This is a genomic window from Erwinia sp. BNK-24-b (assembly GCF_047456155.1).
GTDB classification, from domain to species: domain Bacteria; phylum Pseudomonadota; class Gammaproteobacteria; order Enterobacterales; family Enterobacteriaceae; genus Erwinia; species Erwinia phyllosphaerae.
The window spans coordinates 948797-964033 of the sequence record NZ_CP179901.1; the positions used below are offsets into that span (position 1 = coordinate 948797).

At 53.6% G+C, this 15237-nt stretch carries 18 protein-coding genes; 15 read left to right on the top strand and 3 right to left on the bottom strand.

Going from position 1 to position 15237, the window contains the following annotated elements:
* Positions 1-63 precede the first annotated feature (63 nt).
* The gene (gene trmN / locus ACMGGR_RS04395; protein WP_246760651.1) at positions 64-801 is read left to right on the top strand and encodes a tRNA(1)(Val) (adenine(37)-N(6))-methyltransferase TrmN; all 738 of its coding nucleotides are present in this window, start codon (positions 64-66) and stop codon (positions 799-801) included.
* On the opposite strand, the gene nadB is transcribed toward trmN, so the two are convergent.
* Positions 802-2394: an L-aspartate oxidase gene (gene nadB, locus ACMGGR_RS04400; RefSeq protein ID WP_414148251.1), complete on the bottom strand. Its 1593-nt coding sequence runs from the start codon at positions 2392-2394 to the stop codon at positions 802-804.
* A gap of 360 nt (positions 2395-2754) precedes the next feature.
* Here nadB and rpoE point away from each other — a divergent pair, with 360 nt between their 5' ends.
* The 11 genes from rpoE to acpS all read left to right on the top strand — a co-directional run bounded on the left by rpoE (position 2755) and on the right by acpS (position 12137).
* The gene (gene rpoE, locus ACMGGR_RS04405; RefSeq protein WP_246760653.1) at positions 2755-3330 is read left to right on the top strand and encodes an RNA polymerase sigma factor RpoE; all 576 of its coding nucleotides are present in this window, start codon (positions 2755-2757) and stop codon (positions 3328-3330) included.
* Between the two features lie 30 nt (positions 3331-3360).
* Positions 3361-4008 carry an anti-sigma-E factor RseA gene (gene rseA / locus ACMGGR_RS04410; RefSeq protein WP_246760654.1) on the top strand — a complete coding sequence of 216 codons (648 nt, stop codon included), beginning with the start codon at positions 3361-3363 and terminating at the stop codon, positions 4006-4008.
* The gene (gene rseB, locus ACMGGR_RS04415) at positions 4008-4952 is read left to right on the top strand and encodes a sigma-E factor regulatory protein RseB (protein WP_246760655.1); all 945 of its coding nucleotides are present in this window, start codon (positions 4008-4010) and stop codon (positions 4950-4952) included. Before rseA ends, rseB begins: the two co-directional genes overlap by 1 nt.
* Positions 4949-5410, top strand: a complete 462-nt coding sequence (rseC, locus tag ACMGGR_RS04420; protein WP_414148252.1) for a SoxR-reducing system protein RseC — start codon at positions 4949-4951, stop codon at positions 5408-5410. Before rseB ends, rseC begins: the two co-directional genes overlap by 4 nt.
* Positions 5411-5731: 321 nt before the next feature.
* Positions 5732-7531 carry a translation elongation factor 4 gene (gene lepA / locus ACMGGR_RS04425; RefSeq protein WP_246760657.1) on the top strand — a complete coding sequence of 600 codons (1800 nt, stop codon included), beginning with the start codon at positions 5732-5734 and terminating at the stop codon, positions 7529-7531.
* Between the two features lie 25 nt (positions 7532-7556).
* Complete coding sequence (gene lepB, locus ACMGGR_RS04430) at positions 7557-8519, top strand: signal peptidase I (protein ID WP_246760658.1); 963 nt, start codon at positions 7557-7559, stop codon at positions 8517-8519.
* A 120-nt stretch (positions 8520-8639) separates the two neighbouring features.
* Entirely contained in the window at positions 8640-9320 is a 681-nt protein-coding gene (gene rnc, locus ACMGGR_RS04435; RefSeq protein ID WP_246760659.1) for a ribonuclease III, read from the top strand.
* Entirely contained in the window at positions 9317-10225 is a 909-nt protein-coding gene (gene era / locus ACMGGR_RS04440) for a GTPase Era (RefSeq protein WP_414148253.1), read from the top strand. Before rnc ends, era begins: the two co-directional genes overlap by 4 nt.
* Positions 10226-10951 carry a DNA repair protein RecO gene (gene recO, locus ACMGGR_RS04445; protein WP_246760661.1) on the top strand — a complete coding sequence of 242 codons (726 nt, stop codon included), beginning with the start codon at positions 10226-10228 and terminating at the stop codon, positions 10949-10951.
* 74 nt (positions 10952-11025) lie between these two features.
* Positions 11026-11757 (top strand): pyridoxine 5'-phosphate synthase, encoded by a 732-nt coding sequence (gene pdxJ, locus ACMGGR_RS04450; protein WP_246760662.1) that lies wholly within the window; start codon positions 11026-11028, stop codon positions 11755-11757.
* Complete coding sequence (acpS, locus tag ACMGGR_RS04455) at positions 11757-12137, top strand: holo-ACP synthase (protein WP_246760663.1); 381 nt, start codon at positions 11757-11759, stop codon at positions 12135-12137. The genes pdxJ and acpS overlap by 1 nt, the downstream gene beginning before the upstream one ends.
* Positions 12138-12240: 103 nt before the next feature.
* On the opposite strand, the gene ACMGGR_RS04460 is transcribed toward acpS, so the two are convergent.
* Positions 12241-12498 (bottom strand): YfhL family 4Fe-4S dicluster ferredoxin, encoded by a 258-nt coding sequence (locus ACMGGR_RS04460; protein WP_246760664.1) that lies wholly within the window; start codon positions 12496-12498, stop codon positions 12241-12243.
* Positions 12499-12597: 99 nt separating this feature from the next.
* Entirely contained in the window at positions 12598-13275 is a 678-nt protein-coding gene (locus tag ACMGGR_RS04465; RefSeq protein ID WP_246760665.1) for a S24 family peptidase, read from the bottom strand.
* A gap of 173 nt (positions 13276-13448) precedes the next feature.
* On the opposite strand from ACMGGR_RS04465, the gene ACMGGR_RS04470 reads away from it, so the two are divergent.
* The 3 genes from ACMGGR_RS04470 to ACMGGR_RS04480 all read left to right on the top strand — a co-directional run bounded on the left by ACMGGR_RS04470 (position 13449) and on the right by ACMGGR_RS04480 (position 15159).
* A complete protein-coding gene (locus ACMGGR_RS04470; RefSeq protein WP_246760666.1) occupies positions 13449-13820 on the top strand; it encodes an antiterminator Q family protein in 372 nt (123 codons plus the stop codon).
* A 567-nt stretch (positions 13821-14387) separates the two neighbouring features.
* Positions 14388-14738: a phage holin, lambda family gene (locus ACMGGR_RS04475; protein WP_246760667.1), complete on the top strand. Its 351-nt coding sequence runs from the start codon at positions 14388-14390 to the stop codon at positions 14736-14738.
* Entirely contained in the window at positions 14722-15159 is a 438-nt protein-coding gene (locus tag ACMGGR_RS04480; protein WP_414148254.1) for a lysozyme, read from the top strand. The genes ACMGGR_RS04475 and ACMGGR_RS04480 overlap by 17 nt, the downstream gene beginning before the upstream one ends.
* Positions 15160-15237 lie beyond the last annotated feature (78 nt).

Consider the following 15237-nt stretch of genomic DNA (forward strand, 5'->3'; position numbering starts at 1 on the left):
AATGACTTTTCCTTACATCTCAATTGTCCTATGCTAGCGCCGTTTCCCTTTCAGGTCGGTCAAATGTCTCAACAGAAAGCGGTATTGCGCGCTAACGGCTTTACCTTCAAACAATTTTTTGTCGCTCACGATCGCTGCGCCATGAAAGTCGGCACCGACGGCGTACTGCTGGGCGCATGGGCACCCATTGCGGGCGCGACAAGCGTACTGGATATCGGTACGGGCAGCGGTCTGATTGCGCTGATGCTGGCACAGCGTACGGGCGAAAACGTCGCCATCGACGCCGTAGAGCTGGATGAGCAGGCGGCCAGCCAGGCGCAGGAGAATGCGCTGTCGTCGCCCTGGGCCAGCCGCATACGGATTTACCAGGATGACATTCGCCACTGGACCAAAGGGTGCGAGCGTCGCTACTCGTTAATCGTCAGCAATCCGCCTTATTTTATTCCCGGCAGCGAGTGCGCCACGCCTGAACGCGCTTCTGCCCGCTATACCACGGACCTGACCCACGACGTTTTACTCTCCTGCGCTGAAGATCTCATTACGGAAGAGGGCTTTTTCTGTGTAGTGCTGCCGACAGCGGCGGGCGACAGGCTGGTGGAGCTGGCGCAACAGCACGGCTGGCATTTGCGCTACCGGACAGATATTGCCGATAACGATAACCGGCCGCCAAACCGCGTCCTGCTGGCGCTTTCGCCTGCGTCCGGCGAGCCGTTTCTGGACCGGATGACGATACGCGGGCCGGATCAGCATTATTCAGAGGCGCACTGTAGCCTGACCCGCGATTTTTATCTTTTTCGCTAATCAGGGCGTCAGGATCGTCGGCCTGGCTTCCGGCAGCTGCTGCGGATAATCCAGCGTATAATGCAGGCCGCGGCTCTCTTTTCGCTCCATCGCGCAGCGCACCATCAGTTCCGCCACCAGCACCAGATTTCGTAACTCCAGCAGGTTATTGGAGATGCGGAAGTGAGCGTAATACTCTTCAATCTCCTGCTGGAGCAGGTTAATGCGGCGCAATGCCCGCTCCAGTCGCCTGGTGGTGCGCACTATCCCTACATAGTCCCACATAAATAGCCGCAGCTCGTGCCAGTTGTGCTGGATGATAACGCGCTCATCTGAATCATCGACGCGGCTTTCATCCCAGGCTGGCAAATCTTCAACGGTGGGCACCTGCTTAAGATATTCAGCAATATCTTCTGCCGCCGACCAGCCGTAAACCAGGCATTCAAGCAGCGAATTGGAAGCCAGCCGGTTTGCTCCATGCAGGCCGGTGTAGCTGACTTCGCCAATGGCGTACAGCCCGCTGAGATCGGTGCGCCCGTGATGATCGACCATCACGCCGCCGCAGGTGTAGTGAGCCGCAGGCACAATCGGAATGGGTTCTTTCGTCAAATCAAAACCCAGCGTGCTTAGCTTTTCTGCGATGGTTGGAAAGTGCGCCAGAATAAAATCAGCCGGTTTATGGCTGATATCCAGATACATGCAGTCTGCGCCCAGCCGTTTCATTTCATGGTCGATGGCGCGGGCAACGATATCGCGCGGGGCCAGCTCGGCGCGCGGATCGAAGTCGGGCATAAAGCGCGTGCCGTCGGGGCGTTTTAAGAGGGCGCCTTCACCACGTAGCGCCTCCGTCAGCAGAAAATTTCTGGCTTCCGGATGAAACAGGCAGGTTGGATGGAACTGGTTAAACTCCAGATTGGCTACGCGACAGCCTGCACGCCAGGCCATTGCAATGCCGTCGCCGGAGGCCACGTCCGGGTTAGTGGTGTACTGGTAAACCTTGGCGGCTCCGCCCGTCGCCAGCACCACGACGCGAGCGCGGCAGGTTTCTACTTTTTCACGTTTTCGGTTCCAGATATAAGCGCCCACCACGCGGCGTTCGCCGAGAAAACCTGGCTTATCGGAAGCAATCAAATCCACAGCATTGCTGCGCTCGATAATGTGAATTGAAGGATGACTAAGCGCCTGGCTGACCAGCGTGGTTTCTACAGCGCGACCGGTGGCATCCGCGCTGTGCAGAATGCGTCGATGGCTGTGACCGCCTTCGCGCGTCAGGTGGTAGGTATCCTGCGAGTTTTCTTTATCGAACAGCACGCCATTATCAATCAACCACTGTACGCAGTGGCGGGCGTTGCTGGCGATAAAGGAAACCGCTTCACGGTCGCAAAGCCCATCACCGGCAATCAGCGTGTCTTCAACATGTGATTCGATACTGTCGGTTTCATCAAACACGGCCGCGATGCCGCCCTGGGCGTAAAAAGTAGATCCTTCGCTGACCGGTCCTTTACTTAAAACAATGACCTGATGCTTTTCTGCAAGGCGCAGCGCCAGTGAAAGACCGGCCGCGCCGCTGCCAATAACCAACACGTCACAACTATACTCAGAAGATAAGCTCATAGTGTTTAATTTACTAAACAGGTTGTTTGTTGAGCATAGCGCCGATCGCCGCGGGTAAAAAGGTTTTTTTCCAGGCAATCGGAAAATAAGCGGACGTAGCGCGGTTCAGACTGGCCCGAAAAAAGCGCGGGGTTCTGTATTTAATTTTGTAGCGGTTTATTATGATGAACGCGCAAGATTTTAACGTGAAAAAGCGCCCTTCATAGAGTACTCTGCGGCGATGTCATACATGACACCGCAAATATAACGGCGCAACGGAACTTTACTCATGACCATCACTCTAAGCGCATGCTTGCTCAATTATGAGTTACGGGTAGTTCGTACAGGCGTGGAAAAAGATTTGGGGAGACATTACCTCGGATGAGCGAGCAGTTAACGGATCAGGTTCTCGTAGAGCGAGTTCAGAAAGGAGATCAGCGGTCATTCAATTTACTGGTAGTGCGCTATCAGCATAAAGTGGCGAGCCTGGTGTCCCGCTATGTGCCCTCAGGAGACGTACCTGATGTAGTGCAGGAATCATTTATTAAAGCCTATCGCGCGCTGGAGTCATTTCGCGGGGATAGCGCTTTTTATACCTGGCTCTATCGAATCGCCGTCAATACGGCAAAAAATTATCTGGTTGCTCAGGGGCGTCGACCGCCGGCCAGCGATGTGGACGCTATTGATGCGGAAAACTTCGAAAGTGCTGGCGCGTTAAAAGAAATATCGAACCCTGAGAACTTAATGTTGTCGGAAGAATTGAAACAGATGGTTTTTCGCACCATCGAGACGCTGCCTGAAGATCTTCGCATGGCGATTACGCTGCGCGAGCTGGATGGCCTGAGCTATGAAGAGATAGCCGTCATCATGGCGTGTCCGGTGGGGACGGTTCGCTCTCGCATATTTCGCGCGCGCGAAGCCATTGATAATAAAATTCAACCGCTTATCCAACGTTGACGTGAGCGGATACAGGAAGGGTACTGAGGCATGCAGAAAGAACAACTTTCCGCTTTAATGGACGGCGAAACGTTAGACAGTGAAGTTTTGTCCGCATTGTCTGAAGACGCCGCGCTGCAAAAACAATGGGAAAGCTATCATCTTATCCGCGATACCCTGCGGGGCGATGTTGCGCCGGTTATGCATTTCGATATCGCTGCGCGTGTTGCTGCCGCTATCGAAAACGAACCCGTTAAAAACAGCAGCACGCCGCTCATTCCAGAAGCGCAGCCAACGCCAGAGCACTATGGCAAAATGCCGTTCTGGCACAAGGTCCGCCCGTGGGCTGCACAGATTACCCAGGTTGGCGTAGCCGCCTGCGTGTCGCTGGCGGTGATTGTCGGCGTGCAGCACTATAATCAGCCGCAGGAAGGGCAGTCCCAGTCGGAAGCACCGGTATTTAACACGCTGCCGATGATGGGCCAGGCTTCTCCGGTTAGCCTGGGCGTGCCTTCTGAATCAAGCAGCAATGCGCCGCAGCAGGTGCAGGATCAGCGTCGTCGCGTTAACGCTATGCTGCAGGACTACGAACTGCAGCGCCGTCTGCATTCTGACAGCCTGCAGTTTGAGCAGACCCCTGGACAGCAGGCCGCCGTTCAGGTTCCGGGTAACCAGTCGTTAGGAATTCAGCAGCAGTAATGAAGCAGCTTTGGTGCGCCGTCAGCCTTATGGCTGGCAGCCTGATTTCCTTCTGTGCCCCGGCGCAAACCACGTCCGGGGCGCTGTTGCAACAGATGGAGCAGGCCAGCCAGTCTCTCAGTTACGAACTTGCTTATATTAACGTCTCGCGGCTTGGGATTGAGTCTCTACGCTATCGCCATGCCGTACTGGATAACAAGGTCTATGCTCAGATGCTGCAGATGGACGGGCCGCGCCGTGAAATTATTCAGCGCGGCAATGAAATCAGCTATTTTGAGCCGGGCCTGGAGCCTTTTACCCTGGCAGGTCAGCATATCGTTGACTCTTTGCCCTCGCTGGTCTTTGCCAATTTCCAGAAGCTTTCAGAATACTATGACTTCGTGCCGGTAGGGCGCACCCGCATCGCTGACCAGCTGTGTGAGGTTATTCGTATCGTTGCCCGTGACGGCACGCGATACAGCTATGTCGTCTGGCTGGACAGCGATACAAGGCTGCCGCTGCGGGTAGATTTGCTGGATCGGGATGGCGAAACGCTGGAGCAGTATCGCGTTGTCAGCTTTGCCGTTGACGACGGCGTGCGGAAAATGATGCAGAGCCTGGAAAAAGCCAGCCTGCCGCCTTCGCTTTCCGTGCCGGTCAGCGATAAGACCACGTTTAGCTGGAAACCGAGCTGGCTACCTGCCGGGATGAAAGAAGTGACCCAGAGCCGCAGGCAGATCCCTTCGGTGAATAAACCCGTGGAGTCACGGCTTTACTCTGATGGGCTGTTCAGCTTCTCAATCAACGTCAGCGCAGCCGATAAAGACAGCGTCAGCCAGCTATTGCGCACAGGACGTCGTACGGTGCAGAGCGAAATACGCAATAATAAGGAAATTACGGTAGTCGGTGAGCTTCCGCCATCAACCGCCAGGCGTATCGTTGACAGCATAGGTGTCGCAAAATGATGAGAGAATGGGCCACGGTGGTTTCCTGGCAAAACGGCGTAGCCACGCTGCATTCAGAACTGAAAACCTCGTGCAGCAGCTGTTCTGCCCGCAAGGGGTGCGGCAGCCAGATGCTCAACAAGCTTGGGCCGAAAGATGCTCACGTGATGAAAATCGCCAGCGCCGAGCCGCTTAAGCCCGGCCAGCGCATCGAGTTGGGGATTGCAGAGAAAAGCCTGCTCAGTTCGGCACTGCTGGTTTACATGACGCCGCTGGTGGGATTGTTTCTGCTGGCCGGTTTGTTCCAGATGCTGTTCCACAGTGATTTGGCCGCCGCCGCTGGCGCGCTACTGGGCGGCATCGGCGGGTTTATCGTGGCAAAAGGTATTTCCAGCTATCTGGGTAAATCCGCTTCGTTCCATCCAGTAATTTTAAGCGTGGCGTTACCGCCAGACGCGCTGCGTGTTGAAACTGATTAATCTCCTGAAAACCCGCACAGCCGTCCGTCGCGCTGTCGGGTATCCGTGTTCCGATCCGCTGTTTATGCCCTATGGTTATACGGCGGATTATTTCTGACTGTTTCCAGAACGTGCTTTCCTACAAATGGCGCTACAGTAAGAGTGGCAGCCAAAAAAGCGCGTCCCGAGCGAAATCATGCGCTATGCGTGTGAATTCTTTCGTGGCGGGGGCTAACAGTGTAAGATGCGTGCTCATTGATGGCGGGTACATTGCAGTCGGCCTGAACGACGCTGTCCACCGTAAGAACTAAACCGAACGTTTAAGCGAAAATATTCATATAAATGAAGCATATAAGAAACTTTTCTGTCATCGCTCACATCGACCACGGCAAATCGACGCTCTCTGACCGTTTGATTCAAATTTGCGGTGGTCTGACCGAACGTGAAATGGCCGCCCAGGTCCTGGACTCAATGGATCTGGAACGTGAACGCGGCATTACCATTAAGGCGCAGAGCGTCACGCTCGACTACCACGCGCCGGACGGTGAAACTTACCAGCTCAATTTTATCGACACGCCGGGACACGTGGACTTCTCCTATGAAGTGTCGCGCTCGCTGGCGGCTTGTGAAGGCGCACTGTTGGTGGTTGACGCCGGACAGGGTGTAGAAGCCCAGACCCTGGCGAACTGCTATACCGCGATGGAAATGGATCTGGAAGTAGTACCGGTACTGAATAAAATCGATTTGCCGGCTGCCGATCCCGATCGCGTATCGCAGGAAATTGAAGATATTGTCGGTATCGACGCGACCGATGCGGTGCGCTGCTCGGCTAAAACCGGCCTTGGCGTGCCGGACGTGCTTGAACGTCTGGTGCGTGACATTCCACCGCCGGAAGGCGATCCGGAAGGCCCGCTGCAGGCGCTGATTATCGACTCCTGGTTCGATAACTACCTGGGCGTGGTGTCGCTGGTACGTATCAAAAACGGCACGCTGCGCAAAGGCGAAAAAATCAAGGTGATGAGTACCGGACAGGTCTATAACGCAGACCGCCTGGGTATTTTCACGCCAAAACGCGTCGATCGCGACGTGCTAAACTGCGGCGAAGTAGGCTGGCTGGTCTGCGCCATCAAAGACATTCTGGGCGCGCCGGTTGGCGATACGCTGACGCTGTCACGCAATCCAGCGGAAAAAGCGCTGCCGGGCTTTAAGAAAGTGAAGCCGCAGGTTTACGCCGGTCTGTTTCCAATCAGCTCTGACGATTATGAAGCCTTCCGCGACGCGCTGGGCAAGCTAAGCCTGAACGACGCCTCGTTGTTCTACGAGCCAGAAAGCTCCACCGCGCTGGGCTTTGGTTTCCGCTGCGGCTTCCTGGGTCTGCTCCACATGGAGATCATTCAGGAACGTCTGGAGCGTGAATACGATCTGGAGCTGATCACCACAGCGCCTACCGTAGTCTATGAAGTGTTTACCACCTCAGGCGATACCATTTACGTGGATAGCCCGGGCAAGCTGCCGCCGCTGAACAACATTGAAGAGCTGCGTGAGCCGATTGCCGAGTGTCACATGCTGCTGCCGCAGGAATTCCTGGGTAACGTCATTACGCTCTGTATCGAAAAGCGTGGCGTGCAGACCAACATGGTTTACCACGGTAACCAGGTTGCGCTGACCTATGAAATCCCAATGGCGGAAGTGGTGCTCGACTTCTTCGACCGTCTGAAATCCACCTCGCGCGGCTATGCGTCACTGGATTACAACTTCAAACGCTTCCAGGCTTCCAACATGGTACGCGTCGATGTGTTGATCAACTCCGAGCGCGTCGATGCGCTGGCGCTGATTACCCACAACGATAATGCACCGTACCGTGGTCGCGAGCTGGTTGAGAAGATGAAAGATCTGATCCCGCGCCAGCAGTTTGATATTGCGATTCAGGCCGCCATCGGCAACCACATTATTGCCCGTTCCACCGTTAAACAGCTGCGTAAAAACGTCCTGGCGAAATGCTACGGCGGCGACGTCAGCCGTAAGAAAAAGCTGCTGCAGAAGCAGAAAGACGGTAAGAAGCGCATGAAGCAGGTTGGCAACGTCGAGCTGCCGCAGGAAGCTTTCCTGGCAATCCTGCACGTGGGTAAAGACAGTAAATAAAGCCTAACACTACGAGGGAACTGGAATGGCTAATATGTTCGCCCTGATCCTGGCGATAGCAACGCTCGTAACCGGTATTATCTGGTGCGTTGACCGATTCAAATGGGCACCGGCTCGTCGTGCGAGCCAGGCGCTGGCCGACGCGGCGGCAGAGAATGCCGGCCAGAAAAAAACGGTAAAGCAGCCGGGCTGGGTGGAAACGGCCGCTTCCGTTTTTCCGGTGCTGCTGCTGGTCTTTGTGGTGCGCTCTTTTATTTATGAGCCGTTCCAGATCCCGTCGGGTTCGATGATGCCAACGCTGCTGATCGGCGATTTTATTCTGGTGGAAAAATTTGCCTACGGCATTAAAGATCCCATCACCCAGACGACGCTGATCCCAACCGGTCATCCTGAGCGCGGCGATATCGCGGTATTTAAATATCCGAAAGATCCGAGCATGGACTATATTAAACGCGTTGTGGGCCTGCCTGGCGACCATGTCAGTTACGATCCACAGAGCAAAACCGTGACGATCAATCCGGCCTGCGCGCCAGGAAAAACCTGTGATACGGCGCTGCCGATCACCTATTCCGACGTGCAGCCAAGCGACTTTATCCAGACCTTCAGCGGCTTTGACGGTAACGAAGTTGGCAACGGCTTCTGGCAGAAACCGCAGGGTGAAACCATTCAGGGCGGCCTGCGCCTGGCGACGCGTAACGAAACGTTGGGCAACGTCACTCACCGCATTCTGCTGGTGACGCAGGCGCAAAGCCAGGCAAGCTCTTACTATCAGCAGCCGGGCCAGCCGCAGGCGAGCTGGGTCGTGCCTGCCGGCATGTATTTCATGATGGGCGACAACCGCGATAACAGCGCCGACAGTCGTTACTGGGGCTTTGTACCAGAGAAGAATCTGGTCGGCAAAGCCACCGCCATCTGGATGAGCTTTGAAAAGCAGGAAGGGCAATGGCCAACTGGTGTTCGCCTTAGCCGCATCGGCGGTATTCATTAGCGCAACAGCTAAACGGGTGGCTCCCTGCGGGGAGCCACTGCACACGAAACAGTCTCGTGTTGGCGTGTCCAGCCCTGTTCCCTGTGCAGGAAAATTTTCGCATTAAGATATTGGTAACGCATGAACCCCATCGTAATTAACAGGCTCCAGCGGAAGTTGGGCTACACTTTTACCCATCAGGAACTGTTGCAGCAGGCGTTGACCCATCGCAGCGCCAGCAGTAAACACAATGAAAGACTGGAATTCCTGGGCGATTCTATTCTCAGCTACGTCATAGCTAACGCGCTTTACCACCGTTTTCCCCGCGTGGATGAAGGTGATATGAGCCGTATGCGCGCCACGCTGGTGCGCGGTAACACGCTGGCGGAGATGGCCCGTGAATTCGATCTGGGTGAATGCCTGCGCCTGGGACCAGGCGAACTGAAAAGCGGCGGCTATCGCCGCGAGTCGATTCTGGCCGATACCGTAGAAGCGCTGATCGGCGGCGTTTTCCTGGACAGCGATATCCAGACGGTAGAACAGCTGATCCTGAACTGGTACGCCAGCCGCCTCGATCAGATTAGCCCGGGCGACAAACAAAAAGATCCAAAAACGCGTCTGCAGGAGTATCTGCAGGGTCGCCATCTGCCGCTGCCCTCCTATCTGGTGGTGCAGGTGCGTGGCGAAGCGCATGACCAGGAATTTACTATCCACTGCCAGGTGAGCGGCATGACGGATCCGGTTGTGGGAACCGGCTCCAGTCGTCGCAAAGCTGAGCAGGCAGCGGCCGAACAGGCGCTGATTAAGCTGGGACTTGAATGAGCGAACAAACCACCCATTGCGGCTTTATTGCTATCGTAGGCCGCCCGAACGTCGGAAAATCGACGCTGCTGAACCAGTTACTGGGGCAGAAGATTTCTATCACCTCGCGTAAGCCGCAAACTACGCGTCACCGCATTACCGGTATTCATACTGAAGATGGCTATCAGGCCATCTACGTGGATACGCCGGGCCTGCATATGGAAGAAAAGCGCGCCATCAACCGCCTGATGAACCGCGCGGCCAGCAGCTCAATCGGCGACGTTGAGCTGGTTATTTTTGTTGTCGAAGGCACCAAATGGACCGATGACGACGACATGGTGCTGAACAAGCTGAAAGACGGCAAAGTACCCGTACTGCTGGCAATCAATAAAGTTGATAACGTCACCGATAAAACTATCCTGCTGCCGCATATGCAGTTCCTTGGTCAGCAGATGAACTTTATGGATATCGTGCCGATCTCTGCGGAAACGGGCAAAAACGTCGACACCATCGCCAGCATCGTGCGTAAGCGTCTGCCGGAAGCGGAGCACCACTTCCCGGAAGAGTACATCACCGACCGTTCGCAGCGTTTTATGGCGTCAGAAATGATCCGCGAGAAGCTGATGCGTTTCCTGGGTGCCGAGCTGCCTTACTCCGTAACCGTGGAAATTGAGCAGTTTGTCACTAACGAACGCGGCGGCTATGACATTCACGGCCTGATCCTGGTTGAGCGCGAAGGCCAGAAAAAAATGGTTATCGGTAACAAGGGCGCGAAGATCAAAACCATCGGCATCGAGGCGCGCAAGGACATGGAAGAGATGTTCGAAGCGAAAGTGCACCTTGAGCTGTGGGTGAAGGTCAAGTCCGGTTGGGCAGACGACGAGCGTGCGCTGCGCAGCCTGGGTTACGTAGACGATCTGAAATAAATGGAAGGCTGGCAGCGCGCATTTGTTCTGCATGGACGCCCCTATAGCGAAACCAGCCTTCTGCTCGACCTCTTTTCAGAAAACTATGGCCGTATTCGCGTGCTTGCCAAAGGCGCACGCGGTAAACGTTCCAGCCTGAAGGGCGCTTTGCAGCCCTTTACGCCGCTGCTGGTTCGCTGGGGCGGTCGCGGCGAAGTCAAAACGCTGCGCGGCGCAGAACCTATCTCTCTGGCTCTTCCTCTTTCCGGCATCTCTCTCTACTGTGGCCTGTACGTTAACGAACTGGTTTCGCGCGTGCTGGAGCAGGAGACCGCTTTTACCGAGCTTTTTTTCGATTATCTGCACTGTATTCAGGAGCTGGCCGCGGGCACAGGATCGCCGGAACCGGCGCTGCGCCGCTTTGAGCTGGCCATGTTAGGCCATCTTGGCTACGGCGTAGATTTTCTGCACTGCGCGGGAAGCGGAGAAGAGGTGACGGATGAAATGACCTACATCTATCGTGAAGAGAAGGGCTTTATCGCCAGCCTGGTAAAAGGCCATAAAAGCTTTACCGGACGAGAGCTGCGAGCGCTGGCGGAACGTAGCTTCCCGGATATGGACGCGCTCAGGGCGGCCAAGCGCTTCACGCGGATGGCGCTCAAACCCTATCTGGGCGGCAAGCCGCTGAAGAGTCAGGAGCTTTTTCGCCAGTTTGTGCCGAAAAAACGCGCGGACGCGCCGCAGTAACGTCGCCTGGCTGTACCGGAAGACGGCGCGAACGATGTACACTGTAGAAATCGTACATCATTTCGAGGTTTGTCATGGCTGAACTCCTGTTAGGCGTCAATATCGATCATGTTGCCACCGTGCGTAACGCTCGCGGCACCAACTATCCCGATCCGGTTCAGGCGGCATTTGTTGCCGAACAGGCTGGTGCCGACGGCATCACCGTCCATCTGCGCGAAGATCGCCGCCATATTACCGACCGCGACGTTAAAATCCTGCGTCAGACTATTCAAACCCGCATGAATCTTGAAATGGCCGTCACCGACGAAATGGTCGATATCGCCTGCGAGATTAAGCCGCATTTTTGCTGCCTGGTACCGGAAAAACGTGAAGAAGTCACCACGGAGGGCGGCCTGGACGTGGTTGGTCAGCTGGAAAAAATCACGCTTGCCGTTGCACGCCTGCAGGAAGCCCACATTCAGGTTTCGCTTTTTATCGATCCCGATCATCAGCAGATCGATGCCGCAATGGCTTCCGGCGCGCCTTACATCGAAATTCACACCGGTGCCTATGCCGAAGCGGCAGAGGGCGCCGTGCGTGATGCAGAATTCCGTCGTATCAAAGATGCGGCAGCCTATGCGGCTGATAAAGGCCTGAAGGTCAATGCCGGTCACGGTCTGACTTATCACAACGTGCAGCCCATCGCCGCGCTGCCGCAGATGCATGAGCTAAACATTGGCCACGCGATTATCGGAAGAGCCGTCATGAGCGGTCTGGCCGATGCGGTCAGCGAGATGAAAACCCTGATGCGGGAAGCGCGTCGCTAATGGCTATTCTCGGGCTTGGCACGGATATTGTCGAAATCGACCGCATTGAGGGCGTCATCTCCCGTTCGGGCGACAGGCTGGCAAAGCGCGTGCTGAGTGAAAATGAGTGGCGGCAGTATCAGGCGCATCAGCAGCCGGTACGTTTTCTCGCCAAGCGTTTTGCCGTGAAGGAAGCTGCCGCAAAAGCCTTTGGTACCGGGATCCGCGGTGGCCTGGCCTTTAATCAGTTTGAAGTTTATAACGACGAGCTGGGCAAGCCGGGGCTGCGCTTTTTTCAGCAGGCGGACGAGGTGGCAAAAAAGCTGGGCGTGGCACACGTTCACGTTACGCTGGCGGACGAACGCCACTACGCCTGCGCCACCGTGATTATTGAAAGCTAAAAACGTCTTGCTCTGCTAACCGGCAAGCGTCGATAGCGGTTGCAAAAGCATTGTCGTCAGGCATTCGGGCCGCGCCATTCATGGTGCGGCCTGCGTATTTCCTTCAGGACGCGGCGTGGTGCAGCAACACAAACTTATCCCACAGGCTGTCGCTGCTTTCCACGCAGTCCGGATCGGTAATAATCGTGTTATCAATCGGGCAAACCTGCTGGCAGGTTGGCGTATCATAATGGCCGACGCATTCGGTACAGCGATTGACATCAATCTGATAAATAGCCTCGCCCATTGAGATCGCCTGGTTTGGGCACTCTGGTTCGCACATATCGCAATTGATACAGCGCTTGGTGATTAATAAAGCCATGACGCTAATACCCATAGTCGGAGAAGGGGCGTAATTTAACACACCGGGCCGCGGTTTCCCACGCCCGTTCATCCGCAGATTAAAACTGTTTAAACGTCTTCAGGGATGCCAGAGCGAAGATTTGGCAATACCCGCGACATACTGCATCTGCGTGACTTCCTCCACCGGTAGCCGAATTGGCGCATGATCCTCATTAACCGGCAGCAGGTGATAGTAGCCGTCCCGCTTAAACAGAAAGGTTTTTACCATCACTTCACCATTGCTGGTCACCACCAGTACCTCATCACCCGGATGGAAGTTCTGATTGGGTTCGACGATCACAAACTCGCCTTCCTTAATCCTTGGCATCATCGAATCACCGACGCACTTGAGCGCATAAACATCGCGATCGCAGGATGGCCAGCGCAAAAAACCATCACCGTTGCCGACAGGATATTGCATATCGCTCCAGTAGCCGCCGTGGCCAAGTTGGGTATTACCTAAAACGGGCACCTTATGCAGCACCAGCGAGTGCAGGTTCCCGGCTACTTCTGCTATGTTGCTGTGTTTTGCCAACTGGAGATCCTGCTCGATCAGATCCGTAGGCGAAACCTGAAAGTAATCTGCAAGATGCTTAAGCGTGGTGTACTTAGGATCTTTAACTTCTCCCGTCAGCAACCGATGTAGCGTCGACTGCTGTAGATTAACCTTCTTGGAGAGTTCAGTGACGCTGCCGATCCCCTCTTTTTCCATTAAATACTTGATGTTGTTATTGAATACCTCGATGTCGAAAACCATCTCTCCTTCCTTTTTGTTTAGCAATGGCATTGCATTTATGCGTTTTTGCATTAAAATAAGCTGTATCAAAGCGGATTTGGTTTGATGCTATGCATTTTAGTATAGCCCGCTGCTGAAGTCATCCTGCTGTACGGGCAGGTTCCGAAAATGAGAGAAGAAAAGGAGGTCGGTTAATGCGTGATATTCAAAAAGTACTGGAGCGTTGGGGGGGTTGGGCGGCGGCAGAAGGAAGCCAGCTGGACTGGTCGCGAATTGCGGCGGGTTTTAAGGCTTTGTTGCCGGACGACAAAAGATCGCGGCCTTCGTGCAGCGACAGCGATGGGTTAATCGTTGATGCAGCAATAGCCAAACTGCATAAGGTAGGACGGCAGGAAGAGGTTGAACTGCTGCAGTTGCACTATATCTATAATATTTCAAAATCGGCGATTGCCCGGCAGAAGAAATGCTCGGAAGGAAAAATAAGGAATCAGCTTATGATTGCGGAAACCTTTATCGATGCCTGTATCATTATGAGTGAGGCGGAGCTGGAAATGGACGCCTGGTAAAATTCCGTTATTTACAAAACGGTAATAAAGCATACCTATTATAATAGCTGAGTAAAATCGGCCCGGTTCCCTTTCGCTTTTAAAACCGGATTTAATAAACAGCAAAAAAATTTCAATAACGCTTTTCGTAACGAATTATCGCAGGTAAATTAGCAACATGGATTTTTAGATTTCGTCAGACCTGCTATTTTATAACAATGCGCTCAGGCCGATACCGTTCTGGTAAAGGGGAGCGCATTTTTTATGTCTGGAGATTACGATTATTTTTTAAATGGGGTTTTCGTAACGAAATTCATGCCGTAAAGTAATAGCATGAACTTTTGCTTACTGACGAAGGCAAGCTGTCAGATATGACGATTAGTGTTATTTGATGAAGTTATTTTTTTTCGTGAAAATTTTAAATAAAGGTTTTCGTAACGAATTCTGTGCCGTAGTGTAGCAGCATGGAAATACGAAAAGAGCTGCTGTTCCATCTCGCCGTAATAAATGGATTAATAAAAAAACATAATAAAAGCCATCAAATATATTCTTCGTCGCTCTGACTAAACAGGAGACCATATTTAAAGCATGTTTCCACAGGAGCCAGGCTTTTGGGCTACTTTGTGCCTTTGGCTTTACAGCCATAAAACGGAGTGGGGATATGCCGGTATTGCCGCAATGTTTTCACTTTTACGCAGCGCTTATGCCAGAGCATCCTGGAGCAAGCGCGTACTTGACGCGGTGTCATGTAGCGCGCTGGCTTTTTTCGCCGCGCCAACGCTTCAGGTTGTTGGGGCACTGCTTAACTGGACGCTGCCTGATGCCGCCGCACAGGTTTTTGCTGTTTATATTGGCTATGTCGGCAATGATTATATCAGCGATAAAATAAAGGGGTGGATAAATCGCAAAACGGGAGGACTAAATGAAAATCAGCCGTAACGGCATCCGGTTTATTAAACAGGAAGAGGGGGAGCGGCTTATCGCCTACCGTGACAGCCGCGGCATATTAACCATCGGTGTAGGCCATACGGGACTGATTAATAACCAGCCCATTATCGATGGAATGAGTATTACCGTTGAGCAATCGCTCGAATTACTGCTGGCTGATATTGCGCAAACTGAAAAAGTCATAAACGAACAGGTAAAGATCAGCCTGACGCAGAATCAGTATGACGCTTTATGTAGCCTGGTTTTTAATATCGGTACTCGTGCTTTTTCTCAATCAACCGTGCTGAAAAAAATAAACGAAGGAGACTATCAGGCAGGTGCCGCAGCAATGCTGCTGTGGAAAAGAGCGGGTAATCATTCAGATCTTCTTCTCGCGCGCAGGCAGCGTGAAGCCAGGCTTTTTTTATCATAAACCATCGCGCTAACTAACAGCGGACTGTAGTTTACAGCTCGCTATGACAACTATTTTCTATAATTTATTTAATAAAGG